The organism is Paenibacillus alvei DSM 29 (genome assembly GCF_000293805.1).
GTDB lineage: Bacteria > Bacillota > Bacilli > Paenibacillales > Paenibacillaceae > Paenibacillus_B > Paenibacillus_B alvei.
In genome coordinates this window covers 517,146-540,789 of the sequence record NZ_AMBZ01000002.1, presented here as the reverse complement: position 1 = coordinate 540,789, position 23,644 = coordinate 517,146, and the positions used below count along the sequence as shown (strand labels likewise).

Sequence of the window (23,644 nt, the reverse complement as noted above, 5' to 3'; positions counted from 1 at the left end):
CAGCAAATGATATTTTGCTAGCGGAACTTTGTCAAATACCTGCAGTTGCATCAATTTCTTCCGCGACAGTGTAATTGCATAATAGCAAGCCCAAACATCATTTTTTTTCTTTAAAGGATAAAGCAAAGAAGATAATAGACAGTATTAATGAACTCAGAACCAGCTTGTTATCTGTAATATCTGCATAAGTTGGAGTAGTATCATAGCCGTTTACCTGTCCTATTACTGCAATTGAAGCAGCGATTTTTGCTGCAATTCGTTCCAGAGTAAATAAAGTAGCACTACACAAAAATAAAACTAATCCTATCGTTGAATACTTCATATCATTTTACCTCCTTCCTAAAAATAGTATGAACTATGAAAAATAAAATAATAATCCCCTTTAATGTGTTATGTTACGTATTTAAGAAAAAACACCTATGAAGGTAGGTATGTGAAAAAGATTTTGGGTCTCTCATTGTCTTTATGTCTAGTATTTTCTTTGTTTTGCTGCAGTCTCATCCGCTCAAGAAAGTACACCAAAAAATCATGTTGCTTACAGTGTTTAGGTTAATGGAGTAAGCATCAAGTTGTCTGATAATGTGGTCGGTAAGGTTTCTCAAGAAGAATTGAAAACGATTGCCAGACAAGCACAAGCAAACGGGGGTGGAGACGTAACGATTCACAATGTTGTATATGCTTCTCCACAAACAGAAAGATTTACACCTTCCGCTTGGTATGACACAAGCGTTGACTGATCAGTTGTTAAGAGTAATAACACATAATAATCCCGATCAGGCGCAATTAATTATTTATGTAGCACGTGGAGCATCAAAAAAATTATCAAGTTCAGTTACAAAAAAGACAACAAGAAGTGTATCTTGGAGTGGAGGAGTATCTATACCATCAGGAGCTTCTAGCAAATTAGATGCTAGCGTAACCGAAGAAGAATCGAGAACATATTCCAAAGAAGAAACTTGGACTGGCCCATCTGAAGGTTCTCCTTACATCACTAGAAACCATTATTTCACAGGGTTTAGAGATTATGGTAGTTTTAAAATAACCGGGGTTGACTGGCCTTCTGGGGACTCATATGGTTCGTATACTGGTACCTATAAAGAGCCTACTCACTATCAAGAGTGGAGTCAAGATATAAAGTAAACAAAAGGGAATAGCTTTCATAAAAAGAGGATAGCCCTTTTTAATTGTACGCCCAGCATGGGTGTGATCTTTAGGGTGAAATTCTCGAAAGAGACTGGTAAGTACATCGTTATGGGCAGAGGAGGAGGTTGTCTAATGGGGATAATTACTCTAGTTCTGCCGTATTTAGCGGCAGCATTATTTGTTTTTATTGTTTATAAAGTAATCAAAAAACTAAAATAATATCTATCATATTGATAGATTGAGTAAAAATGATTCTATAAATAACAGTAGAAGTGACAGAAACGAGTTGCTCCTAATTTTCGTTTCCTGCGTCGAAACGTGAAAGAGAGAACTGATATTGACTATTACCGTACTATCAATAAATTATAATCTGGCACCTGCAACCCTGCGGAGAGAGATTGCCGTCTTACTTAATCGCGTATGGCCGGAGGAGGATGGATTGCCGGAGGATACGATTCCGACCGCCCATGATGAAGCGCTGAATGCGCGTTCCTTCTATGCCTATGCAGATGGAAAATTAGTCAGCTATACAGGAGTTATCACCAAAGCGATCGAGCATAAGGGAGAGAGGTTCGTTCTATCAGGGCTTAGCTGCGTAGCGACTGACCCTGATTATCGCGATCTGGGATATGGGCTCAAAACGGTCGCTGCCGCCACCCGATGGATGGAGCAGAGCGGCGTGGATCTCGGCATATTTACCTGCAATCCATCGCTGACAGATTTCTACCATCGTGCCGGCTCCTGGCCGGCTGTGCCCGACGTGAGCCTCATTGGCTCTCGTGATGAAGGGGCGTTAACAAGCGACTCGTTGCAGGTCGTCGTGCTGATGCGCCTGTTTTCAGCAAAGGCAATTGCCCACAAGAAGATGCTGCGCCACACAACGATCAATCTTGATCTCCCTGTCGGACAATTTCTGTAGGGATGGTTCAAAGCCATCCCTTCTCCTCGGCAATGGCCGCGGCCTGCTGCCTCGACTCGGCATCCAGCTTTTGAATAGCAGAAGACAGATAATTTCGTACCGTTCCAATCGTCAGGAAGAGGGATTTGCTGATTTCACTAGTCGTCATGCCTTCCTTCGTAAGCCGCAGCATCTCAGCTTCTCTCTCGCTTAATGGATTCTCATTGTTCATAAAGAGTACCGCAGCCAGATCAGTACTGATTACCCGTTCTCCGGCCATCACTCTGCGAATGGACTCAATCAGATAGTCGATCGGTTCATCTTTAAGCAGATAGGCATTCACTTGGGCATTCATTGCCTTTTGCAAATAACCAGGCCGGGCAAAGGTCGTAACGATCATGATTTTGCAGGGAAGGTTGGCGTTTCTGATCTGTATTGCCAACTCTAAGCCGTTCATGTGCGGCATTTCAATATCCACCACGCATACGTCTGGCTTATGCTGCTGAATGGCTTCCCATGCCTGCTTTCCGTCCGCCACTTCCGCCAATACTTCAATATCGTCTTCAAACTTCAGCAATGAGGCAAAGGCACCACGCAGCATCTGCTGATCCTCAGCAATCACAACACGGATCATGTAGCAGCACTCTCCTTTCTAAGTTGATAAAGGGGGAGCATCATTGTAACCGCAGTCCCTCCGGTAGACGAGCATTCTACAGTAAGAGTGCCGTTCAGCGCCTGCATTCGCTCCTTCATTGACAGAATGCCATTCCCGCCTTCTTTTTGATTCAGCCCGATACCGTCATCCGTTATGCATATGGTATATCTGCTATCTGCTGCCTGAAGCCGTATCGTGCAGTGCTGAGCCTGGCTATGCTTAATCATATTTGTAACTGCTTCCCGCACAGAGAGAGCCATCATCGTTTCCTCGACACTGGACAGCAGTGGGGGAGTCCCCTGCTCTACAATTTCAAGCTCAATGCCAGCCGTATGCAGCAGCTTGCGCGAGTGCGCCAGTTCGCTCGATAGTGATATGAACTTCATTTCGGAAACGAGTTCCCGCACTTGCTTCAAGGCAATTCGCGATGTGTCCATGATGTCCTTCAGCTCTTCCTTGGCCTGCACAGGGTCTTTATCTACCCATCTGGCAGCAAGTTCGCTTTTCAATTTGATCATCGTTAAGGTTTGCCCCAGCGTATCATGGAGATCGCGCGCGATGCGGTGTCTTTCCTCCTGCAGGACATAGTGTTCAAGCTGTTCATTGGCAGCGTCCAGTTGACCTTGTAGGCTGGCGGCTCTCGCTCTTATGTATAAAATAGAGGGCAGGAGCATCTGGATAATCATAATGGGGAGATACATGATATGATTGGCAATAAAATTACCTATTCCTCCCCATCCTGCAACTAGCGCAAGGGCTATGGCTGCAGTTCCGACGCCGATTTGCCATTTGGACTTCGATCTGCCCAGCAGATCGGCAAATATAAATCCGAACATGAGAAGATTGGGGTCAATATAGATACTGAGTACCGCAATCGTACCGAGACCAGATACAACAGCTGCTAGCAGATATATATTCCGATGCCATAATGCAATATAGAAGGAAATCAAAAATACGCTTAGGATCATAAGGGATCCCAAGAGACCAAGATCGGAACGCGTGCTTAGGACGAAGTAGCACAAATATACGATCGCAATTACATCTATGAGCAGAAAATGTTTGATCTGATCTCTTGGGTAGATCTTCATCGATAGCCTCCAGATTCACCTGGATTGAAAAATGCCTACCGCACGCTTGCGGACAGACTCCATAGGGCCAAGCTTGAAGACCCGCAGCCACCTTGAAGCAAACCATAGCTGGAATACGGAAATCTCAATCCAAATTGCGATAATGATGAAAGAATTCAACTTGCCGCCAAATGCTAGGCCCCAGCCATAACAGAGCATAGATGCAATCACATTTTGCATCACATAGCAGCTTAACGACATCTTCCCTGTGTTCTCAAACAGACGCCACAGCCGATCCCATTTATTATATTGTATCATTTTACCAATAATGGCTATATACCCAAGTGATAGAAATGGGGCAAATAAATAGCGGACAGGCATATCGAAAATGCCGCCGGGTATGAAGATAAGCAGGTTCAATGGCACCCCGGCGTAGAGGCTCAGCTTCAGAAGCTTGTTACGTTGACGCTGCCCATTCCCATCTGGAGCGAACACTCCGGAGCGCATAAGGCGAACGCCAAGCAAAAATAGAAATACATTCAATGGGATGACAAAAAGGGGTTCAAATCGAAGCTGTACAAAATGAGACAGTCGGTATTGGACTTGATCCAGCCATGAACCGTCTCGGTAAAGGGCGACCACCTGGTCAAAGTTCCCCAGTGACATATTGGCGCCCATTAACCCAAGCAGAAGCATGCCTAATATTACGATGACATGTACGCTGCCAATCACTTTCATCGTGATGGATATGGCGCGATCTCCACCTCGAATAATGAAGGCGGCAATCATGCCTGTTATGCCGTAGCTCATTAAGATGTCATACTCCATGACGAGCACGAAATGAAGCAAGCCCTCCAATAGCAAAATAAGAAGAACCCACATATACACGCCCGGCCAGGCCTTGCCTGTACGCTTCGCTTGCCGGTATTTCATTTCCATGCCTACTCCGAACATGATCGTTAATAAGCCGAGCATCTTGCCATTTACGAAAAATAATACGATCATACGGAGCAGATCATCAAGCTTCCACCAGCCCGTATAAGCATACGTAGTGAGATAAGATAAATCTCCTAGATGTGCAAATATCCAAATATTTGTCCCCAATGTGCCCAGAATCGCGAATCCCCGCAATATATCGAGCAGACGGATTCTCTCCTGACGTTGTTCCACATGTACTCATCCTTCCCTCATATCATCATGCAGCTTTATTGTAGTGGGGAAGAGGGGCGGCGGAACATTCACAGCTGTAAAGAAATCGAGATGACAGGTGTCATATTGTTTGGATTTGGATAGCAAGGAATATTGTTGCGCAGGATAAGACTACAGGATCTTGAAAGAGGGAGATAGCCGCCATATGGATCATATGATTTTTCAGGTTGGAACCGCCTTGCTGTTAGTTACCGCCGCTTCGCTGCTTGCGGGTAAACTCAAATTCTCGATCATTCCATTTCTCATCGTTCTCGGTATGTTAGTCGGCCCGCACGCTCCCGTGATCGGCTTGTTCGACTTAACCTTTGTGGAAAGTCAGTCCATTATATCCTTTCTCGGACGCATGGGGGTTCTGTTCCTACTCTTCTACATTGGGCTGGAGTTCTCGGTCTCGAAGCTGATTAAGTCAGGCCGCAATATTGTATTTGGCGGTACCGTATATGTTGTATTGAATTTTTTGCTGGCAATGGTATACGGCTTCTTGGTTCATTTTCCGCTGTATGAAACGTTAATCGTTGCAGGAATGATGTCTGTATCCTCCACTGCCATCGTAGCCAAGGTGTTGGTTGATCTCAGGCGCACAGGCAACTCCGAGACAGAGTTAATATTGGGCATGATTTTGTTCGACGATCTCTTCTTGGCCGTGTTTCTATCCGTCATGTCGGGCCTTCTGCTTGGAGGGGCAACTTCTGTTGGGGGAGTGCTGCTTTCCGTAGGTATTTCAATGGGGTATATGCTTGTATTTTTCATTATCGCAAGAGTAGGACCGCCTTTATTAAATAAGCTGTTGAACATCACCTCAAGTGAAATATTTATTATAGTTGTGTTTTCCTTGCTATTTTTCATTGCGGGGTTCTCGGAGACGCTGCATGTAGCCGAAGCGATCGGCGCGCTCTTATTTGGACTTGCTTTGTCCGAGACCGAGCACAGCAAGCGAATTGAGCATCTGGTTGTGCCATTCCGTGACTTCTTTGGCGCCATTTTTTCTTCAGCTTCGGTCTTAGCATTGATCCGCTGACGCTGGGCGATGCTGCTTGGATGGCGATAGGAGCTGTGCTGCTCACGGTGGTATCCAATATGGTTGCAGGCTGGATGGCAGGGCGTCAGGCAGGACTAACCTATAAAGCATCAACGAATATTGGACTTACGATCATGGCTCGCGGAGAGTTTACGATTATTGTCGCGAACCTCGGTATTTCAGCTGGATTGATGCCCTTGTTGAAGCCCTTTTCCGCTCTGTATGTTCTCGTGCTGGCGATTGTTGGACCGCTACTGGCAAAAGAGTCGAAATCCGTGTATGGTGGACTGAACCGGATATTTAAATGGAGCAGCACCAAAGAGAAAGCAAACATCGAAAATAAATAGGATTGAAGGGAGATGGCCATATGGCAACGATAAGGGAATCCGAACTGCCGGGAATCGGAAAAAAGTATCAGATGGAGACCGTTTCGGGAGATAAGGTAGTCGTCGTTATTCATGATGATGGCAGAAGGGAAGTCTATCATTTTGAAGATAATGATCCAGAGATGAGCATTTCCCAAGTGACACTGGAGGACGAAGAAGCAAGGCAGCTTGCTTCTATTATCGGCGGCATGAGCTATAAGCCCAAGGCGTTGGATACCATCCAGGTGGAGCTTGATGAACTGGTCATTGAATGGTGCAAGGTGGGGCAGTCCTTTCCATGCATTAATAAATCCATTGCTGAGCTGCAAATCCGTCAGCGCACGGGAGCGACGATCCTGGCTGCTATAGAAAAAGGAAAGCAGTATATCAATCCTGATCCTGAGGTACGGCTTACGCCCAATATGACGCTTGTGATTGCAGGAGAGCGCAAACAAATCAAGCAGCTCAAAGAGCTGCTCGCTCAAGGATAACCAATAATTGTGAAACGAGAGCATCTGCATGGTCAACAGCGGGTGCTTTTTTATTCCAATGAAATAACCTACCCTTTCTTACTTCTTCCTTCAATTTCTTCTCTGATGATTTTCATGAGCAAATGAACAGAGGATCTCTGCGTATACTCCTGGCCGCCTCTTTTTTGCAGGATACCGATTTGAATGAGGGGCTCGGCCATGTTGACGTCAATTGCTGCGACTTCCTTTATCAGCGATGTCGTATCCAATACAACCCCCACGGAAGAAGTGTTCTTCACAAAGTGAGGAATCGAGGATATTTGACTTATGGTGTTTAGGTTGGGCGACGATTCGAATCTGGCAAAATGCTTTGCTAGACGCAAAGAATACAAGCAGGTTGGCCCCCCAGCTATGATCGGGTAATGAAGAAGCTCATCCAATGAAATGGTTTGCTGTGTACACAATGGATGCCTTTTATCTGCTATGAAAGTGATCTTCTCGTGATACAGCGGCTGAAAATAGAAGGGAGATGCGTCAGACGGCTCGCCGCAGATGGCAAAGTCCAGCTCTTTTTGCAGGATGGAATGCGAAAGGAAATCGGTATTTCCCGTCACGACATGATAGTGCATGTTCGGCTTATGCTCCCGGAATCTCCGCAAGGCGTTCGGAAAAACCGTCTCCATCATGGAGTCAATGCCTCCTATCCGCATGGATTCAATTTCGTCATGCTGCAATGCCTTCGCTTGTTCCGCGACATAGTTCCAATGCTGTATGAGACTGTCGATTTCCGCTGCCAGCATGTGGCCGGCATGGGTCAATTCCGCATCCCAGCCTCTGTTGAACAAGGGTATGCCCAGCTCTTTTTCCAAACGTTGAATTTGACTTGTAATTGTTGATTGGGCGTAATTTAATTTCTCGGCTGCTCGGGAAAATGTCCCTTCTTCAAGTATGGTTTTGAACGCGGTTAGTTCTTTGAGATCCACTGGCTGACACCTCTATCGAAATAATCGAACAAGATTATGATTTTATTCAATTATACAAATGATTTTCCCAGGCGTACAATGGAGGCATCTCAGAGAAGGAGTTGATCGAACATGCCATTCATTCGGGTCAGTTACATGGAGGGGCAATACGACACCTGTCAACTTGAACAAATCAGTAAGACAATCATGTACGCTTTGATTAAACACTTCAAAGTGCCGGAAGATGATTATTTTCAAGTTTTCCATGCGCATCGGGCGGGGGAATTTTTCTTTAGCAAGAACTACTTGAATGTTGAACGGAGCGAAGGCTTGCTCTATATACAAATCACACTTAAATCAGGGAGGACGGAACAGCAGAAAATAGGCTTTTATGCGATGCTGGCGAAGGAGCTGTCAAATACGGTGAGCATAAGGAAAGAGGATGTATTTGTCGTGCTTGTCGATAATGAATTCGATGATTGGTCGTTCGGCAACGGCATTGCTCAAATGCTGGATCGTCAGAAAAAGGGGGATGCTGGGCATGGCGCATCGAGCAATTAAACCACATGCAAGCGAGTCGTTAAGGAAATTAGCACCGGCATTTATTGATTACTCAGAGAATGTGTTGTTCGGGGACTTGTGGCGACGAGAGCAGTTGTCGCTGCGGGATCGGAGTCTAGTCACGATTTCTGCGTTAGTTGCGGGCGGATTGACAGAACAGCTTCCTTATCATTTGCGCCTATCGGTAGAGAATGGACTGCAGCAGGAGGAAATCGTGGAAACGATAACGCATCTGGCGTATTATGCAGGCTGGCCGCGAGCTGCTTCAGCGCTGCAGGTTGTAGAGACGGTCTTCGAGAATAAGGGGTGATCAAGGATAGAAAAAGCACAGAACCTAGTGAATGGCTAAGAACTGTGCTTTTAGCGTTTCATCAGTTATGGCTGCCCCTAAGTGTTTTGCAGCTCTAAAGGCAAGAAGGCGTAATCTCCATCCCTCACGATCTCGCATTTTCGAACCGGAATTGGTTGCTTGAAAATTGGACCATCAATTACCGTTGTATGGAACTCTCCGCCTTCGCCGCATGGATCGATGCCGCGTGCGAGAAGCTCGTCCACGAACTCATGAGTCAGCACTCGCCCTAAATCTTCTTCCTTCATGCCCTTTGACAGATTTACAGTCACCAGAATGGTAACGAAGCCAAGGTTAATAAACTCCTGTACAGCTTCCAGGTGATCCATCCCCCATAGCGGCATTCCTAAGCCTAGCCCTGCATTTTTCGTCACTCGGTCATGCCAGCAGCCGTGTTCGGGCACATCCAGGTCTCCGGTTACTAATACTTCGGCTCCGCGACTCTTCGCTTCCGCTAACAGACCCATAAAGACAGACTCATAGTCTGTCCAGCTCGCCGCACCCGCTAACACGGGCAATCCAATGGCTTCTGCTTGAGCCCGAATCAACTCGGGGGGCATACCGTGGGAACGAGAGCGCTTGCCTTCTTCTTCCAGCATGACGATCAATCCTGCCGCTTCGCCGGCTTGCATGGCTTTATACAGTGCCAACGTGCTGTCCTTCCCGCCGCTGAAGGAAGCGATGAATGTATGTCCGTCAGCCCCGTTTTTCCAAGTTGCTGCGTCTGTCATGATTTTCTCTCCTTTGCTGTTTAAAGCGTTATACGCTGACTGGAATATGCCAATTGTATAAGATATACGAAGTTATGCATGTAATTGATGTCATTTTAACACGGACAGATCGAAGAAAGGGCATGAAGGTTCAGTATAGAGTGGGTAATCTTGACAAGTTGCAGTTACATTGGGGAAAGGAGCAGCCTGAAATCGACTCTATAACATGAAAATCCTCTCTCACTTTACTTTGCGAGAGAGGTGGATGTCAGGCCATCTAGGTGCTGTTATATTTAAACGAGGGGGAGGCACCAAGGATTACTCAAACTCCGCAATCATTTTGGATTGGACCAAATTGCCGTCCTTGTCATATTCTTTGAAGTCAGCTCGATAATAAGGAGTAGCTCCATTAAAAGTGAACTGCACCGGGGTATCGATGTACAACGTCGTTCCATTCTTTAAATAATTGCGAGGACCCATCATTTGGTATAAGTCTATTTTCGGCCAGCCGTTCCATTGGCTTATCGCATTGATTGTATTGCGTGCGTCATCTAACGTGATTGTTTTATAGTTCGGGTAATAGAATTTTTGAACCAATTCTTTATCGTCGAAGGTGATTTTCAAATCTCCCTTCAGATCGTGCGTTCCGGAGTATACCATCTTTCTCAGATCATGCGTGACGACCGCTTTATGACCTGGCGGAAGCGTGACTTCTTGGGAAGGAACGGTATATTTATCCGATTCCGTATACGTTTCCGTCTTGGTAGTGGATAAGTTATAGGTTACGCTCGTTTCAAAATCGGCCCCTGCCAAAGCGACTACGCCTTTGGCAGCCACTTTAAATCCTAGCTGCAAGCCGTTCGTGACGGAAATGGCTTGGGATTTTGTGTAATCCTTTTGGAAGCTGTCTGTTTTCATTTTCTGTGTTGAGGAAGTATAATTCGTCAATTCCGAAGTGCCGCGATATATCGTATCCCCTGTATTTGATGTGTACTGAATATTGGATACATTCATATCATTAACCGCTTCGATTTTTAATCCCATTTGCTCGGCAACGCTGTCATAGCCTCTGGAACTTGCCAGGTTGTCCTTGAACCAGGAAATAAACCGGTTGGATTGGTGGGAGGATTGATCTTTCAGAATCCAGTATCTAGCCAGGAACCAGCTATCCAATATTTGTTCCTGCATATTAATAGGCTGGTTCGTCATCTTTGCCTGTCTATCTCTCTCTTTGATTCTCAGATATACCGTATCGATATATGATTCTGCAAACGGAACCGCAATTTCGGAAGATGAAATGGCAACGCTCTGTACCGGAGCGAGATCCGCAGCCATGGCCGGCAAAGCCCATGCTGGAACCATACTTAAGGCCAGCGCGCCAGCGATTAGTTTTTTCTTGTTTTTTTCAAGCATTTCATGTGTCCTCCTTTTTGTTTAGAAGATCAGTACCTACTGTCTAGTGCCTAGTGCCCTCCAATCAGATGATGGTCGCCCCGCAAGTCCCCTTTTGCGACCGTGGGCGATGAGTCGGCGCCGGACAAAGCTGCTTGCTGATAACCGAAAAACAATGCAAAACCAAAAAGGCGCTCGCTATCTTCCGCATTCTCCTCCTCCTTTCGTCCTACCTTTTTGTTATTCACTGTTGCTAACTCAACGATAACACGGTTCGAATCCGAGCGATAAATAAGGATAGTTATATTGTGTTCCAATCATGTGAATCCGACCGGAAACTGTACTGCATCAGTCGAAAAGTATAAAAATCATTACCGAAAATCCATTAAAATGTGACTCTATCTTCCAAAAATAGAATTGGGGGCAATGCAATTCTTGCGGCGGGATGTCAAACTTATCTTCTCCACATCTTAGATACCAAGTGAAGTCGGCAAAGGGGAGATCATGTGGTGTATACGTTGAATGCAAGCGAAATCGGGAAAATTATTAAAGAATTGCGCCTAAGGCGAGGATTGAGTCAACAGGCGTTGGCGAAAGGAATTTGTACGCAGCCTCATATCAGCAACATTGAAAATGGCAGAGAAATGCCGTCTGGCTTTATTTTGTATTTATTGTCAAAAAAACTAAGAGTCAATGTGAAATATTTGTTTGATAGTCACAATGATTCCAATATACCCTATAAAAATAATATTAAATTTATTGTCCACTCGTTTATTCAAGAAAATGATTTCGATCAAGTCATAAAGATACTGGACGAAGAAAGCCATCTTTTTAAAGCACCCGAAGATCAACAATTCCTCCTTTGGGCAAAAGCCATATCACATTACTACTCTTATAAGGACTTTCATTTCAGCTTCATGCTGCTCAAAACGTCGTTAAGAAAAACGTGCAAATGTTTGAAGTTTTGTTCGGAACAGGAACTTACGATTATGAATAGCATCAGCATTTTATTATCTGAATCCGGTCAGAATCGCAAGGCACTCCGCATTTTGAAATGGACATACCGCCACATTCATCGGCATTACTATATCGAAGACAGGACACTTCCTATCAAAAACATCTACGCGCTTGCACGCTCATTATCGAGAAATCATGATTATCACGCCTGTATACACTATTGCAGCCAAGGAATTGAACAATGCTTGAAATATAATTCTCTCTATCTTTTTGGCGAACTGTATTATGAAAAAGGGTTGAATCACTATTTTTTACATCAGCATCAAGCGGCATTAGAGGATTTCGAGCAAGCCATTATGCTGTTTAAACTCAAGAAACAATACAACTTCCAGCGTTTTGTAGAAATGAAAATAAAGGAGTTTAAGCTTGGGGTGCATTGTAACCAGGATAGAAAGGAAGGGGAATTCACTCCGTTATAGTACAATGGGGAGAGGAACTAATGGAGGTGATAGTATGATTTATAATCTGGAAGATTTGCAGAAAGCGCATCAGGCGGGGAAGAAGATCAAATACTTATTTTTCTGGGGACATACGCCTCCAGCAGATGGAAGCATCAATCAGAGCTGCTTCAGCCAGTGGTGGAACTCTAGCTTTACGATAGACGGCCATAAATATCGCTGTACTGAGCAGTACATGATGGCAGAAAAAGCGCGGCTGTTCGGCGATGACGAGATGCTGGAAGCCATTATGAATGCGAAGCACCCGAAACAAATGAAAGCCTTCGGGCGGGCCGTAAAACGCTTTGATAACGACGTATGGAATCGCGAATGCTATGATATCGTGAAGCGGGGCAATCTTGCAAAGTTTTCGCAAAACGAGGGGCTGTGTGCATTTATAAAAGGCACTAAGCAGCGTATTTTGGTAGAAGCGAGCCCCGTTGATCGGATATGGGGGATTGGCATGGCGAAGGATCATCCTGACGTGGAGAACCCGATGAAATGGCGGGGCACCAACCTGCTAGGCTTCGCCTTGACTGAGGTGAGGGATCAGTTGTTAGCGAATGAAACCAAATAAAGACCAAGCTGAATTGGCTGCCCCAACGATTCATGTACGATTCGAAGGGCAGCCTCTCAGCCTATCTGCTATTTAGTTAATGATTGCGATTCATTCCAATCTCCCCCCTCTTTTATTTAAACCCGGTCAAGGCCGATCCAGACTGCATGAAATACTTCTGTCCGAAGAAATAGAGAATGATCATCGGCAGCGTCATAATGGTGGAGGCAGCCATAAGCTTCTCCCACTGTGCGCCGTGGTCTTGCTGGAAGCCCTGCAGGCCGAGCGTAATGGTCCATTTTGCTGAATCATTCAAATAAATAAGCGGCCCCATAAAATCTACATACGACCAGACGAAGGAGAATAAGGCTACCGTCACGAGCGCAGGCTTCAAAATCGGCAAAATGATGCGGATATAAATCCGGATTTCAGAAGCACCATCTATCTTGGCGGCCTCGGATAACTCTGTGGGTACCCCCATGAGAAATTGGCGCAGAAGGAAGATAAAGAAGGGAGCCCCGAAGAAGGCGCCGATCGTCAGCGGCAATATCGTGTTTACCCACCCAAGCTTCGTGAAAATGATGTATTGCGGGATAAGCTGCACCTGAGCGGGCAAAATCATGGTGGCGACAACGATGGAGAAGATGATACCGCGCCCTTTCCATGGAATTCTGGATATCGAATAGGCGACGAGCGGCGCGGCGAATAATTGTCCGACAATATTAATGGCGCAGATGAGGAGTGTATTCGTCATATAGCGGGCGAAAGGGATTGTCTCCAACGCTGCAGCATAGTTGGACCATTGAAAGGTGTCGGGCAAGAGACTGGGCGGAAGCTGGAAAATCTCGTCTGGCGTTTTCAACGAGGTCATGACCAGCCATAAGAACGGAAACAGAAACAAAATGGAGAACAGAATCAGCACGGCATGCGACAAAATGGATTTCCGAAGCTTCGAGGCCATATTAGTCACCTCCGTAATAGACCCATCGTGCCGAGGTCTTCAAGAGTACGAATGTAATGAGCAGTACGATGATGAATAGAATCCAGGCAAGGGCAGAGGCGTAGCCCATTTTCAAGTAAACGAATGCTTCCTGATACAAATTGACCGTATAGAACAGCAAGGATTGATCTGGCCCGCCGAGCGATTTCCCCCCATCTACCTTCCCCCCAGCCAGAATGTACGATTCTGTAAAAATCTGAAACGATCCTATCAACCCCATAATGAGCTGGAACAAGATGATCGGCGAGAGTCCCGGAATCGTAATGTTCCAAAATCGATGCCACCAGTTGGCTCCATCGACTTGAGCCGCTTCGTAATACTGCTTTGAAACGCCCTGAAGGGCAGCGAGGAAGATGAGGGCCCCTGCCCCGGTTCCCCATAAGCTCATTAAAATTAAAGAAGGCTTCGTATATTGCGGATCCAGCAGCCAAGCGGGGTCGGGAAGGCCTAGGGAGCGCAGAATCGTGTTCATTAAGCCGAAATCCGGGTTCAGCATCCACGTCCACAAGAGGGCGCTGGCAACGATCGGAATGACAGACGGCAAGTAAAAGATCGTCCGGTAATAATTAATTCCCTTCACCTTCGTGTTCAGAAGCAGCGCGATCATTAGGGATACAATGAGCGTGATGGGTACGGATATAAAGGTCATGAACAGTGTATTGCCAAGTGAACGATAGAAGCTCTCGTCTGCGAAAATGTGCTCATAGTTGCGTAGGCCAACCCACTGCGGGGAACGGAACAGATCATACTCGGTCAGGCTGAAGTACAAGGAGCCGAAGAATGGATAGACAGTAAAGGCTAGAAAACCAATAATCCAAGGCGACGCAAATGCCAGACCGAGAAAGAAGACATGCCGCTCTTTCTTCGTCCAGCCTGTTTTCTTTTGTTGCGGGACAACGACTGGGGAGATGTTCATCATAAGTACCCTCCCAACGGCTTCTATTTGACGAGTGGCTGAATCTTGTCTTTCACCTTCTTCAAACCTTCCTCCATACTGACAGTTCCCCTTAAAATTGCGTCAACCTGTACTGCGAACTCGGCAATGTACTCATTGGCGAAGGAAGTAGCGGGGAAGGAACGCAGGTTTTTGCTTGTAGAGTAGTCTAGGAACTCTTTGAATCCAGGTACGTCATGATAGACCGGATCCTTCAGCGCGGACAGTCTCGTTGGCAGGTTCCCAATCGCAGCGGTGAACTCGGCCATCTGCTGCGGCTCCGTCATCCATTTCAGGAACTTCCATGAAGCGTCTGGGTGCTTTACACCCTTCGGAATATAGAACACGCTCGTCGTGACATTGCCGGGGTTCTTCCGCTCAGAATGCTTTTCATCATATGGAATGGGAGCAATACCGTAGTTCAAATTCGGAGCGAACTGCTTAATGAAGGTCGGCAGCCATTCGCCGTCGATCGTCATCGCGTACTTGCCGGAGAAGAATGGATTTTGGGCGGACATATATTGTCCGAGACCGGAAGAGAAGCGATCCAGATTAGCTGAGCCGTATTGATCCCAAATGCCCTTGGATAGTTCGAGAGCTGATTTGACACCAGGGTTGTCGGGTGTAACCTGCTTTGCAGCTTCATCATAGAACGAACCGTTGTACGCATTGGCGAAGGTGTACGTGTCCATTCCCGGCCATAGTCCAAGCCGCTGCAGCCGTCCTCCATTCTCCACGATACTGAGTGCCTTAATATACGCCTTGAGCTGACTAATCGTCTCTGGCGGGCCATTAAAGCCGGCTTCCTTTAAGATATCCTTGTTATAGAACAGCATCGTGACGTGCATGGCAATGGGAAAGGCATAGGTTTTGCCCTCATGTTGCGAGATGCTGAGCGCGGCAGGAACAAAGTCTTTCAGATCGACACTGTCCTTGGAAATATAATCGTCAAGCGGCATCATCGCGCCACGAAGCCCCCAAGGCACGACATTTTGCCCAAATTGAGAGGCGATATCGGGAGGATTGCCGCCTGTAATTGCAGTGAGCTGCTTCTGATAGTCGCTTTGAGACAGCCCTTTTACCTGAATATCAGAGTTGGAGGCATTCCACTTGGCAATCAGCTTTTCCAGTGCAGCGGCCTCCGGCCCGGTCCACCCATACCAGAAGCTGAGCTCTACCTTATCTTTGGAGTCCGAATTGCCAGTCGATCCTCCTTCACCGGATGTGCTTCCCCCGGAGCAGCCAGCAAGCAAGGAGAACGCAACAATCAGTGCAAGGCACCACTTCATTGGCTTTCTTTTCATGCTTATTCCCCCTCAACACTCAGAAATGGGTATTATCGACACCGATTATACAGTTTTAGATTCGAAGGCAGTCTACTTGTGATAAGCAATACCGTGTATTCAGAGTAGTCGTCAATTCCCTCCTTATTCGTGTGAAGTATCCCCATGGTAGCATGTATGCGCTTTATTTTATTTCAAATTTGTGTGTAAAAGTGGGATTATCGTATGCGTGCATGGCTCTTGCTGGATCGCTTGCTTGCGGTAGGAGGTAGGGGAAATGCCGGTGTATTTCTTGAACATGCGGCAGAAGTAGGACAGTTCGTTGAATCCGATCGCATAGCAGACATCCGTAACGGACAATTCGGGCTGCTTCAGCATGGTAAGAGCATGGAACATGCGAAGGTCTGCCAGGTAACGATTGAACGTCTTGCCCGTCCACGTCTTGAATACACTGCAAAAGGTAGACCGCGACAAATTCGACAAGGAACACAGAGTATTCAAATGCAAATCCTCGTGATAGGCGGCATGGATATAATCAATAACCCCTGTCATAATCGATCTGTATTTCTCCTCCTTCTCAAATCCTGCTTGCACAACGTCTTTGTTAATTTCTCTTACGAGAATGGAGAGGAGAAGAAGTAAATGGGATTTCAACACCAATTGAAAAAAAGGAGAACGCCGTTGATATTCAGCGAGCATTTCCTTGAGTACGTTGAGTACGCGAATCTCCGCAACGTGTCCGAGCGTAATCTTCGATTGCATGCTGTCATCCCGGCGAAGGAAATATTCCAGGTAGGCAACGTCAAAAAAGAGAGGAGCCACCGGTTTTTCTTCAAAGCGTTCGTTAATAAAAGAAGGCATAAACTCGCAGCCATAGACTTCAATGTCTTGATCGGGAGGTATTTCAATCCGGTGCACGGTGAATGGGGAAATTACAAATATATCACCCTTTCCAATATCGAATCGTCGATTGCTGACAGTATGTTGGAAATTCCCCTTTGCCACATACCAAATTTGAAAATAGTCGTGACAATGATGGGTTAAGCTGTGCTGTCTGAGCAGCTTGTACATTTTGCAGGGAACATCCTCAAGCATCTCCATCTTGGAGGTGAAATAAATGATGCCTGAACGAGCCCATTTGCCAATTTCGGCTGTTTTCCACTGGATATCCAATGTGATCACTCCTGTTCATCTTGTAAATGAGAAAGCCTAACTCACTCACACTATACGATATTGACGGAGGATAACCGCAAGTTAGACATGATAGACAAATATCCTCCCGCAGAAGAGGTGCAGGAGGATTGGTTGCCTTACTGTAGTATATTCGCTTGATCGTCAGAACTTAGGCCCCGATTTTCAGGCTATAGGGTTTGCCCACTGTCTACCGTGATGATTTGTCCCGTCATGGCTTCCTGTTCTAGGACGGAGCAAATGAATTGTGCGATATCCTCCGATGTTGAGAGGTGCTGCAGCAATAGATTCGGGGCGAGCTGCTGCATTCGCTCCTCTTGTCCGCGCCACCATCTGGTCGCTACTGCACCGGGCGCGACGCAATTGACTCGAATGGCAGGCGCTAGTGCGCGTGCCAGCGATTTGGTCAGGCCATGGACTGCCGACTTGGATACCGCGTAGGGGAGCGAGGAACCGAGCCCTGTCTGTCCGGCAATACTGCCAACGTTGACGATTGCGCCATTCTGCGTCTGCTTCATGTAAGGAGCAACGGCCCGAGCACAATAGAACATCCCTTTTACATTAACGTTAAAAAGCTCATCCCATACCGCATCCGTTGCGGCATCCAGATCCTCTATCGGTATATGCTTCGTAATGCCCGCATTGTTTACAAGCACGTCAATCGTACCGAAGGCATGCACGATCTGGTTCACCATCATCTTAACTTCGTGATCCCGTGAAATATCTGCTTGAACAGCTATGGCGCGACCGCCGTTGGCTTGAATGCTTCGTACCGTTTCTTCCGCATCGGCTGCGGATCGGGAATAGTTGATCGCTACGAATGCCCCCCGCTTTGATAATTCGATCGCGGTCGCCCTGCCAATTCCAGTACCCCCGCCTGTCACCAATGCTACCTTATGCTTCAAGTCCATGCTTACGCCCTCCCGTTCCCTTTCTTTATCTGTTCATATTCATTGTACTGAGCTCGTATGTATTTGTATAATTGAATGTAATGAAGATATAGTTCAATTAAAATGAATTGATGAGTAGGGATTCCTGGTGGACATCAAAACCTTAAAAACATTCCAATGTATCGTAAAATCAGGCAGCTTTATCCGAGCGGCAGAGGAAATGAACTATGCACAATCGACGATCACGATGCAAATACAGAAGCTGGAGAAGGAAATCGGCGCACAGCTTTTTGATCGCGGGAAGGCGATTCATCTGACAGAAGCAGGCAGGCTGTTCTACGAGCAAAGTCTGGAAATCGTACACCGTATGGAGCAACTGCAAAGCAATATCGCGGATATGAGTAACGGAGAAGCCGGATCTGTTCGAATCGGCGTAACAGAACCTACAGCAAGCAGTCGCTTGCCCTACAGATTAGCGGAATTCATGGGCGACCATCCACAAATTCGTATCGCTGTTGAGATCGCCAGCACCCCTGCATTAGTAGAGCAATTGCTTCACAGCGATCTCGATTTTGCGATATGCTCGTCGCCTGAGGTAGGCACCGATCTGCATTTTGAGCCACTCTTTCTTGAAACATTTGCCATGCTGCTGCCAGAACATCATCCGCTAGCATCCCATGACATCATTCAGCCAGCAGACTTGGAGGGAAATCGCCTATTGATAACCGCAGATGCTTGTCCCTATCGGAAGAAGCTCGATTTTATCCTGCAGGACATGGGGCAGATCGGCATAGACACGATGGAGATTGGGAGCATGGGTGCACTGAAGCATTATGTGCAAAGCGGGCTAGGCATTGCCTTCGTGCCGGAGATCATGGTAGATTCTGCGCCATTAGGCACAGTGGTTCGCACAATGGAAGGAGCCTCGGTCGATATGCTGACCGGCATGCTTTGCAGAGTGCAGCCGCATCGAATGAGTTTGGCCGCCGCGAAGTTATATCATTTTTTAAAGAGGTCGCTTCATTTGAACGGACACTGACACGATGCGAGTTTCAATTACGGGCCTTCTTAATGGTAACGAACGTGCTTGTGTTATTGTTTTAAAGCTAATATTTATTGACAAACGATAATTCAATCTCTACAATGAGGAAATTCTTTTGTTTAATGGGTGTTCTATAATTTTTGTTGTATGCGTACGACATGTTTTTGGATGCACTGACCATCGTTCCGATGGTGGTTGTGTCATTCCTTGCACTCGCTATTGGTTTTTTGAGCCTGACCTTGGCTCAGCTATTTGAGGAGGCGACAAGAATCAAAGAAGAAAACGATCAAACGATATAAAGTGGGGTTATCATTGTGGCAATTCGAGTTAATCTGGATGTAATGATGGCCAAGCGAAAGATGAGCTCTACCGAGCTCTCCAGAAGATTAGATATTACGATGGCCAATCTTTCGATATTAAAAACGAACAAGGCGAAAGCGATTCGCTTCTCGACATTGGATGCCTTATGCAGCATCTTAGAATGCCAGCCCGGCGATATTTTAGAGTATGTAGAAGAGGAAGGGGATCACGCAGATCGTTCTCTCACATAAGAAAATATCGCGATTCGTCTGTAACCCAAGAGATTGTATCAAGAAAAATGCGAAAAGCAATCAACTATCCCCATAAGAACGCGGGAGCCGGTTGATTGCTTTTTTTCTATTCAGGCACTGTTATAATTGTAACGCCCTTCATAACATTGGCGGGGTTATCCTTGTTATACAGCCAATAGGCAGGCGTGTCGGCGATATGCTGAAGCCGCAGACAGAATTCTGTCAGTGGCAGCCTGTCAGAGTGAATAATCAGCCTATTTCCGTCCACGGTAATGGTTTCCGGGGGAAGAGGAAGCTCTCCCTTGCCCGTCACGATGCTCACACTGCCCGGACGCTTCGCAGAAGCCTCATCAATCCGCTTTTGAAAGGATACGACGGCCTTGTCGCGCTCGGGTCTGCTGACCGCAGTAGGGACAGGGGCTTCATCGTACATATATTTGCCGAGGTGATATTCGTAAGCGGTCCAAGTAGAGAACCCCATATCCTGGGCTACTTCGCCAAATTCAAGATACCAGTTCCGATCCTTCACCATTGAGAGCGTGGAGCCAATATCGGCCTGAACTCCTAGCGGGATGTCCGGGTGGACGGCTCGAATCTGATCCACAAAATTTTGATAGCTGCGAATATACTGCGGCGGCAGCTTGCTCTGGGGCTTCATCCAATCCGGCCAATGCGTCTGCAGGAAATGCAGATCAGGATGGACGGCTGTAATCATCGCGGCGGCATCGAGACCTTGCAGCTCGCGCAGCTTGGCAACAGAGTCAGGGCCTGCGTCTATCGCTAAGGACCAGGTTGCCACGAGAATATCGCATCTGGCTTCTCGAACCCCGCCTTTTCCGTTCATCAACTCATTCAAGAAGCTGTTCACCGCATTGACCCGAAATTCAACCCAATCTCGATATAATGCTGTATTGGTCAAATAATAATCGGGATCGCGCGGGTCGGTGAAGTTCGGAATACGCGGGTGTCCGTACTGTTCCTTGAACGCCGCTTGCGCCAGCGGGCCGACATCCCCGTACACGCCTCTTCGGATTCCGTCCCATTCAGGGAAATACGGCTCTGCTACCTCGATCCCGTCAAATGGATAGTCGCGTACCAATTGAGCAAGCTTTTGCTTTTTCCACTGGACATAATCCTTGTTATGCGGCGAGAAGCGGTAATAACCATCGTTCACTGGCTTCAGCAGCTCCATTTGCCAGCTCGGCCATTCCGGAGGGAAGCCTTCTACGGAGTAGGAGCCATTGCCGAGTACGAGTGCCCATACGTACAAGCCCCTTTGCTGGAAAGCCTCAATCAGCTCGCGGTTAACGTTATTTTCGTTTACGACGAAATAATGGACGCCCACATAGCCATTCTGAACCATTTCATCAGCGATGCTGGCCGTTGAGCGATCCTGATAATAACGGAATGTCGGATCGACCTGTATGGTGGGACCCGCAAGCGCGGAAGCGTGGTGTTTATTGGCGTTGTTTTTGCACAAATGCTTATGATGCTTGGTTGTGCTAGATTCCGCGGAAGACAGCAAGAAGGGAGGAGATATGTGAACCTCACGAGATCCGGGCGAACCGAATAAGCGAAATGTACGAAATGAAAACATAGCAATACCTCCTATATGTGCCGCTTCTTGCTGCCTCTGTTTCATTGTGATCGAGTTCCCATAAAGAATGGGTTCAGTTAGGAATTGTTATACCGAATCGGCCTTAGAAATGCAAATGGTTCGCTCTTCCCATCTGCTGATTACGAATGAACGGCAGCGCACGGCAGCTCAATCCATTCATACGGCCGCTGCATCGCTTTCATACCATTTTCAATAATAGAAATAATGGCGATAGTGTGCTCAGACGGTACCGTTGCATGGCCTGATTCGAAAAAAGCTACTAAATCGCGCATAAACAGCTGGAAAAAATCCGATTCCGGTTTCAAAATGCGGCAGCTTCCGGAGCGGTACTTCACTGCCAGCGTAAATGGGCATTCGTCGCCAAGGTGGCGAATCGTCGCTTGTCTGCCGCTCCCAAACTCGATAAGCAGGGCAGGAGCTGTTTCAGTTCCGATCGACATTACTCGCTTCGCATCCGCACCCATAAGCGATACGATCGGTTCGATCTGGTGAATGGAATAGTTCTCGAACGCGCCTGGCCCCAAGCTGGAAATAACCTCAATGCCTTCACGCTCGGCATCGGCATATTCCGTTGCATAACGCAGTGCGGATGAGGAATACAGCGGTGTTCCATGTTGAGCCGCCCGTTTGAATAGACGCTGCGCTGCTGCTTGGTCAGGAGTGAATGTCTTGTCAATGTAAGTCGGCTTGCCCGAAGCCAGCGGCAACTGAGCCAGCGCTTCATGCTGCTCTGGGTTGTCAGGGGAGAGCACAATCAAGCAGTCGCTTTTCTCAACGACTTCTTCTATGGAATCGAGCAGTTGCACGCCATGCTTGTCGGCCCATGCACTGTTGCTCAGTCCATGCTCAGAATCCTTCACGCCATAGGCATACGCCACTTCCATGTTTCCGCCGGATGCATTGCGAATCCACGCTGGATAGTTGTTGGCGTGCCATTCATCTAAATAAAAATCGATAAATCCGATTTTCTTCATGTGAATGTTCCTTCCTTGGCGAATGAGATTTCCTTGCCTTGTTCGGACGAATCATAAATTGCTTGCAGCATTTTTGCCGTCACGATGACGGTGTCGATGTGGGATGACAGCTTCTCACCAGACTTGATACAGGAAATAAAGCTGTCAATTTCGTTCTGGAACATATCTGTCTTAGTGAACTTCGGTGTGCTCTCCAGTAAGGCGCCGTGCTTTGCGCTGTAAATCGTGAAGTCTGCACCGTACTGCAAACGGATGCCGGCCTTGTCGCCGAGGAAGTCGATGTACATCTCGTCCACGCCGATATTTTGCGCCCATGCGCCATTGACGGTAATGGATGGGCCAGTGGTTCTGATCATTGCGGTTACGAAGTCATCGACATCATACTTTCCGTTATAGTTAGGAGGCCCTGCCCACATATTGAGATAGGAGTAGTTCTCCATATCCTTGCCCAGCTTGCAATACGTTTGCCCAGTTACCGTCTGCGGCTCCGGATCGCCTGTGCAGTACATGACGATATCAAGAAAATGTACGCCCCAGTCAATAAGCGCACCGCCGCCTGCGACAGACTTATTGGTGAAGTCCCCGCCCAAGCCCGGGATTGAGCGCTGTGAACGGAAGCTGACATAGACGTGGTACAAATCGCCCAAATCGCCGTCAGCGATCATTTTCTTTATAATATTTACTCCTGTGTTGAAGCGGTTGACGACCCCAATATTCAGCGTCACGCCTGTCTCATGCTGAACCTTCTGCATCTCCAGTGCTTCTGTGTACGTTCTGGCAGCCGGTTTCTCACAGAGCACGTGCTTGCCTGCACGCATGCAATCGATCGCGATGGAGGCGTGGCAATCGTTCGGGGTACAGATGGACACGGCTGCGACTTCAGGATCATTCAAAATGAGATGATAGTCCTCAATGGCTTCTCCGCATTCGTATTTCTCAACAGCCTGCTCTGCACGCTCCTTGCGAATATCGCAGAAGTACTTAATTTCGACTTCTGGATTCGCCATGTAAGATGGGATGTGGGCACTATTTGCAATCGTTCCGCAGCCGATAACGGCGACAATCGTTTTACTCATTTCAATCCCTCCAATGATTAGGGTCTGTATAGGACAGAGCCAGATTCCAATTCAGTATGGTGCTTCGGTAACAAGTACCCTCATGGTAGCATGTATGCGCTTTAATTAATTTGACTTTCGTATATAAAATTGGGATTATTGTTCGATTTTTGAGTGCGGATGGAAGGGGGCGGCAGGCATTTTGGGTAGGGGATGAACAAAGGATAGCCCTGCAAGCTCATGCCTCAACCCAAACAATTCGCATATTTTACAAATTACGAACAAATCCCATATATA

The 23,644-nt window shown here is 47.0% G+C and carries 26 protein-coding genes and 1 pseudogene; 11 read left to right on the top strand and 16 right to left on the bottom strand.

What is annotated here, in order from left to right:
- Positions 1 to 97: 97 nt before the first annotated feature.
- Entirely contained in the window at positions 98 to 322 is a 225-nt protein-coding gene (locus tag PAV_RS08865) for a hypothetical protein (protein ID WP_005545306.1), read from the bottom strand.
- A 344-nt stretch (positions 323 to 666) separates the two neighbouring features.
- On the opposite strand from PAV_RS08865, the gene PAV_RS34540 reads away from it, so the two are divergent.
- Entirely contained in the window at positions 667 to 1,140 is a 474-nt protein-coding gene (locus PAV_RS34540) for a hypothetical protein (RefSeq protein WP_005545305.1), read from the top strand.
- 337 nt (positions 1,141 to 1,477) lie between these two features.
- Entirely contained in the window at positions 1,478 to 2,062 is a 585-nt protein-coding gene (locus tag PAV_RS08860) for a GNAT family N-acetyltransferase (protein ID WP_040735633.1), read from the top strand.
- 7 nt (positions 2,063 to 2,069) lie between these two features.
- Here PAV_RS08860 and PAV_RS08855 read toward each other — a convergent pair whose 3' ends face one another.
- Genes PAV_RS08855 through PAV_RS08845 form a run of 3 tightly spaced genes read right to left on the bottom strand, consistent with a single transcriptional unit; the run spans position 2,070 to position 4,933 of the window.
- Positions 2,070 to 2,675 (bottom strand): response regulator transcription factor, encoded by a 606-nt coding sequence (locus PAV_RS08855; protein ID WP_005545303.1) that lies wholly within the window; start codon positions 2,673 to 2,675, stop codon positions 2,070 to 2,072.
- Positions 2,672 to 3,784 carry a sensor histidine kinase gene (locus PAV_RS08850; RefSeq protein ID WP_005545301.1) on the bottom strand — a complete coding sequence of 371 codons (1,113 nt, stop codon included), beginning with the start codon at positions 3,782 to 3,784 and terminating at the stop codon, positions 2,672 to 2,674. The genes PAV_RS08855 and PAV_RS08850 overlap by 4 nt, the downstream gene beginning before the upstream one ends.
- A 15-nt stretch (positions 3,785 to 3,799) precedes the next feature.
- Positions 3,800 to 4,933: a DUF418 domain-containing protein gene (locus PAV_RS08845; RefSeq protein ID WP_005545299.1), complete on the bottom strand. Its 1,134-nt coding sequence runs from the start codon at positions 4,931 to 4,933 to the stop codon at positions 3,800 to 3,802.
- A gap of 184 nt (positions 4,934 to 5,117) precedes the next feature.
- Between PAV_RS08845 and PAV_RS08840 the strand changes: the two are divergent.
- Both PAV_RS08840 and PAV_RS08835 read left to right on the top strand, forming a co-directional pair.
- Positions 5,118 to 6,337: pseudogene (locus PAV_RS08840) on the top strand (cation:proton antiporter).
- A gap of 20 nt (positions 6,338 to 6,357) precedes the next feature.
- Positions 6,358 to 6,846 carry a cation:proton antiporter regulatory subunit gene (locus tag PAV_RS08835; RefSeq protein ID WP_005545294.1) on the top strand — a complete coding sequence of 163 codons (489 nt, stop codon included), beginning with the start codon at positions 6,358 to 6,360 and terminating at the stop codon, positions 6,844 to 6,846.
- Positions 6,847 to 6,914: 68 nt separating this feature from the next.
- Here PAV_RS08835 and PAV_RS08830 read toward each other — a convergent pair whose 3' ends face one another.
- Positions 6,915 to 7,808, bottom strand: a complete 894-nt coding sequence (locus PAV_RS08830; RefSeq protein WP_005545292.1) for a LysR family transcriptional regulator — start codon at positions 7,806 to 7,808, stop codon at positions 6,915 to 6,917.
- A gap of 111 nt (positions 7,809 to 7,919) precedes the next feature.
- Between PAV_RS08830 and PAV_RS08825 the strand changes: the two genes are divergently transcribed.
- Both PAV_RS08825 and PAV_RS08820 read left to right on the top strand, forming a co-directional pair.
- Entirely contained in the window at positions 7,920 to 8,348 is a 429-nt protein-coding gene (locus PAV_RS08825; protein WP_005545290.1) for a tautomerase family protein, read from the top strand.
- Positions 8,329 to 8,658, top strand: coding sequence for a carboxymuconolactone decarboxylase family protein (locus PAV_RS08820; RefSeq protein ID WP_005545288.1), 330 nt, complete (start codon positions 8,329 to 8,331; stop codon positions 8,656 to 8,658). Before PAV_RS08825 ends, PAV_RS08820 begins: the two co-directional genes overlap by 20 nt.
- A 77-nt stretch (positions 8,659 to 8,735) precedes the next feature.
- Here PAV_RS08820 and PAV_RS08815 read toward each other — a convergent pair whose 3' ends face one another.
- The 3 genes from PAV_RS08815 to PAV_RS08805 all read right to left on the bottom strand — a co-directional run bounded on the left by PAV_RS08815 (position 8,736) and on the right by PAV_RS08805 (position 11,116).
- A complete protein-coding gene (locus PAV_RS08815) occupies positions 8,736 to 9,428 on the bottom strand; it encodes a Dph6-related ATP pyrophosphatase (RefSeq protein ID WP_005545286.1) in 693 nt (230 codons plus the stop codon).
- Positions 9,429 to 9,725: 297 nt separating this feature from the next.
- Positions 9,726 to 10,820: an ETX/MTX2 family pore-forming toxin gene (locus tag PAV_RS08810; protein WP_005545285.1), complete on the bottom strand. Its 1,095-nt coding sequence runs from the start codon at positions 10,818 to 10,820 to the stop codon at positions 9,726 to 9,728.
- 50 nt (positions 10,821 to 10,870) lie between these two features.
- Positions 10,871 to 11,116 (bottom strand): hypothetical protein, encoded by a 246-nt coding sequence (locus PAV_RS08805; protein ID WP_005545283.1) that lies wholly within the window; start codon positions 11,114 to 11,116, stop codon positions 10,871 to 10,873.
- 192 nt (positions 11,117 to 11,308) lie between these two features.
- Between PAV_RS08805 and PAV_RS08800 the strand changes: the two genes are divergently transcribed.
- A complete protein-coding gene (locus tag PAV_RS08800; RefSeq protein WP_005545281.1) occupies positions 11,309 to 12,235 on the top strand; it encodes a helix-turn-helix domain-containing protein in 927 nt (308 codons plus the stop codon).
- Between the two features lie 34 nt (positions 12,236 to 12,269).
- Positions 12,270 to 12,830, top strand: a complete 561-nt coding sequence (locus tag PAV_RS08795) for an NADAR family protein (protein WP_005545279.1) — start codon at positions 12,270 to 12,272, stop codon at positions 12,828 to 12,830.
- A 112-nt stretch (positions 12,831 to 12,942) separates the two neighbouring features.
- Here the strand turns inward: PAV_RS08795 and PAV_RS08790 are convergent, their stop codons facing one another.
- From PAV_RS08790 to PAV_RS08770, 5 genes are all read right to left on the bottom strand, one after another.
- On the bottom strand, positions 12,943 to 13,770 hold the full coding sequence (locus PAV_RS08790) for a carbohydrate ABC transporter permease (protein ID WP_005545278.1): 828 nt from the start codon (positions 13,768 to 13,770) through the stop codon (positions 12,943 to 12,945).
- 1 nt (position 13,771) lies between these two features.
- Positions 13,772 to 14,728: a carbohydrate ABC transporter permease gene (locus PAV_RS08785; RefSeq protein ID WP_005545276.1), complete on the bottom strand. Its 957-nt coding sequence runs from the start codon at positions 14,726 to 14,728 to the stop codon at positions 13,772 to 13,774.
- Positions 14,729 to 14,748: 20 nt separating this feature from the next.
- Entirely contained in the window at positions 14,749 to 16,047 is a 1,299-nt protein-coding gene (locus PAV_RS08780) for an ABC transporter substrate-binding protein (RefSeq protein ID WP_005545274.1), read from the bottom strand.
- A 168-nt stretch (positions 16,048 to 16,215) separates the two neighbouring features.
- Positions 16,216 to 17,208 carry a helix-turn-helix domain-containing protein gene (locus PAV_RS08775; protein ID WP_238555785.1) on the bottom strand — a complete coding sequence of 331 codons (993 nt, stop codon included), beginning with the start codon at positions 17,206 to 17,208 and terminating at the stop codon, positions 16,216 to 16,218.
- 179 nt (positions 17,209 to 17,387) lie between these two features.
- On the bottom strand, positions 17,388 to 18,128 hold the full coding sequence (locus tag PAV_RS08770; RefSeq protein ID WP_005545270.1) for an SDR family NAD(P)-dependent oxidoreductase: 741 nt from the start codon (positions 18,126 to 18,128) through the stop codon (positions 17,388 to 17,390).
- Between the two features lie 127 nt (positions 18,129 to 18,255).
- Between PAV_RS08770 and PAV_RS08765 the strand changes: the two genes are divergently transcribed.
- From PAV_RS08765 to PAV_RS08760, 3 genes are all read left to right on the top strand, one after another.
- The gene (locus PAV_RS08765; protein ID WP_005545268.1) at positions 18,256 to 19,146 is read left to right on the top strand and encodes a LysR family transcriptional regulator; all 891 of its coding nucleotides are present in this window, start codon (positions 18,256 to 18,258) and stop codon (positions 19,144 to 19,146) included.
- 143 nt (positions 19,147 to 19,289) lie between these two features.
- Positions 19,290 to 19,448 carry a DUF2975 domain-containing protein gene (locus PAV_RS33270; protein ID WP_081505703.1) on the top strand — a complete coding sequence of 53 codons (159 nt, stop codon included), beginning with the start codon at positions 19,290 to 19,292 and terminating at the stop codon, positions 19,446 to 19,448.
- A gap of 42 nt (positions 19,449 to 19,490) precedes the next feature.
- Positions 19,491 to 19,700, top strand: coding sequence for a helix-turn-helix domain-containing protein (locus PAV_RS08760; RefSeq protein ID WP_206703677.1), 210 nt, complete (start codon positions 19,491 to 19,493; stop codon positions 19,698 to 19,700).
- Positions 19,701 to 19,806: 106 nt separating this feature from the next.
- Here PAV_RS08760 and PAV_RS08755 read toward each other — a convergent pair whose 3' ends face one another.
- The 3 genes from PAV_RS08755 to PAV_RS08745 form a co-directional block, all read right to left on the bottom strand.
- Complete coding sequence (locus PAV_RS08755; RefSeq protein ID WP_005545264.1) at positions 19,807 to 21,297, bottom strand: hypothetical protein; 1,491 nt, start codon at positions 21,295 to 21,297, stop codon at positions 19,807 to 19,809.
- A gap of 140 nt (positions 21,298 to 21,437) precedes the next feature.
- Positions 21,438 to 22,292, bottom strand: coding sequence for a Gfo/Idh/MocA family oxidoreductase (locus PAV_RS08750; protein WP_005545262.1), 855 nt, complete (start codon positions 22,290 to 22,292; stop codon positions 21,438 to 21,440).
- A complete protein-coding gene (locus PAV_RS08745; RefSeq protein WP_005545261.1) occupies positions 22,289 to 23,368 on the bottom strand; it encodes a Gfo/Idh/MocA family protein in 1,080 nt (359 codons plus the stop codon). The genes PAV_RS08750 and PAV_RS08745 overlap by 4 nt, the downstream gene beginning before the upstream one ends.
- Between the last annotated feature and the right edge of the window lie 276 nt (positions 23,369 to 23,644).

What these genes read in the sequence shown, in the direction of transcription:
- PAV_RS08865 (WP_005545306.1), bottom strand. Translation starts at nt 322, where the DNA reads ATGAAGTATTCAACGATAGGATTAGTTTTATTTTTGTGTAGTGCTACT.
- PAV_RS34540 (WP_005545305.1), top strand. Translation starts at nt 667, where the DNA reads ATGTTGTATATGCTTCTCCACAAACAGAAAGATTTACACCTTCCGCTT.
- PAV_RS08855 (WP_005545303.1), bottom strand. Translation starts at nt 2,675, where the DNA reads ATGATCCGTGTTGTGATTGCTGAGGATCAGCAGATGCTGCGTGGTGCC.
- PAV_RS08850 (WP_005545301.1), bottom strand. Translation starts at nt 3,784, where the DNA reads ATGAAGATCTACCCAAGAGATCAGATCAAACATTTTCTGCTCATAGAT.
- PAV_RS08835 (WP_005545294.1), top strand. Translation starts at nt 6,358, where the DNA reads ATGGCAACGATAAGGGAATCCGAACTGCCGGGAATCGGAAAAAAGTAT.
- PAV_RS08825 (WP_005545290.1), top strand. Translation starts at nt 7,920, where the DNA reads ATGCCATTCATTCGGGTCAGTTACATGGAGGGGCAATACGACACCTGT.
- PAV_RS08820 (WP_005545288.1), top strand. Translation starts at nt 8,329, where the DNA reads ATGGCGCATCGAGCAATTAAACCACATGCAAGCGAGTCGTTAAGGAAA.
- PAV_RS08815 (WP_005545286.1), bottom strand. Translation starts at nt 9,428, where the DNA reads ATGACAGACGCAGCAACTTGGAAAAACGGGGCTGACGGACATACATTC.
- PAV_RS08810 (WP_005545285.1), bottom strand. Translation starts at nt 10,820, where the DNA reads ATGCTTGAAAAAAACAAGAAAAAACTAATCGCTGGCGCGCTGGCCTTA.
- PAV_RS08795 (WP_005545279.1), top strand. Translation starts at nt 12,270, where the DNA reads ATGATTTATAATCTGGAAGATTTGCAGAAAGCGCATCAGGCGGGGAAG.
- PAV_RS08790 (WP_005545278.1), bottom strand. Translation starts at nt 13,770, where the DNA reads ATGGCCTCGAAGCTTCGGAAATCCATTTTGTCGCATGCCGTGCTGATT.
- PAV_RS08785 (WP_005545276.1), bottom strand. Translation starts at nt 14,728, where the DNA reads ATGATGAACATCTCCCCAGTCGTTGTCCCGCAACAAAAGAAAACAGGC.
- PAV_RS08780 (WP_005545274.1), bottom strand. Translation starts at nt 16,047, where the DNA reads ATGAAAAGAAAGCCAATGAAGTGGTGCCTTGCACTGATTGTTGCGTTC.
- PAV_RS08770 (WP_005545270.1), bottom strand. Translation starts at nt 18,128, where the DNA reads ATGGACTTGAAGCATAAGGTAGCATTGGTGACAGGCGGGGGTACTGGA.
- PAV_RS08760 (WP_206703677.1), top strand. Translation starts at nt 19,491, where the DNA reads ATGATGGCCAAGCGAAAGATGAGCTCTACCGAGCTCTCCAGAAGATTA.
- PAV_RS08755 (WP_005545264.1), bottom strand. Translation starts at nt 21,297, where the DNA reads ATGTTTTCATTTCGTACATTTCGCTTATTCGGTTCGCCCGGATCTCGT.
- PAV_RS08750 (WP_005545262.1), bottom strand. Translation starts at nt 22,292, where the DNA reads ATGAAGAAAATCGGATTTATCGATTTTTATTTAGATGAATGGCACGCC.
- PAV_RS08745 (WP_005545261.1), bottom strand. Translation starts at nt 23,368, where the DNA reads ATGAGTAAAACGATTGTCGCCGTTATCGGCTGCGGAACGATTGCAAAT.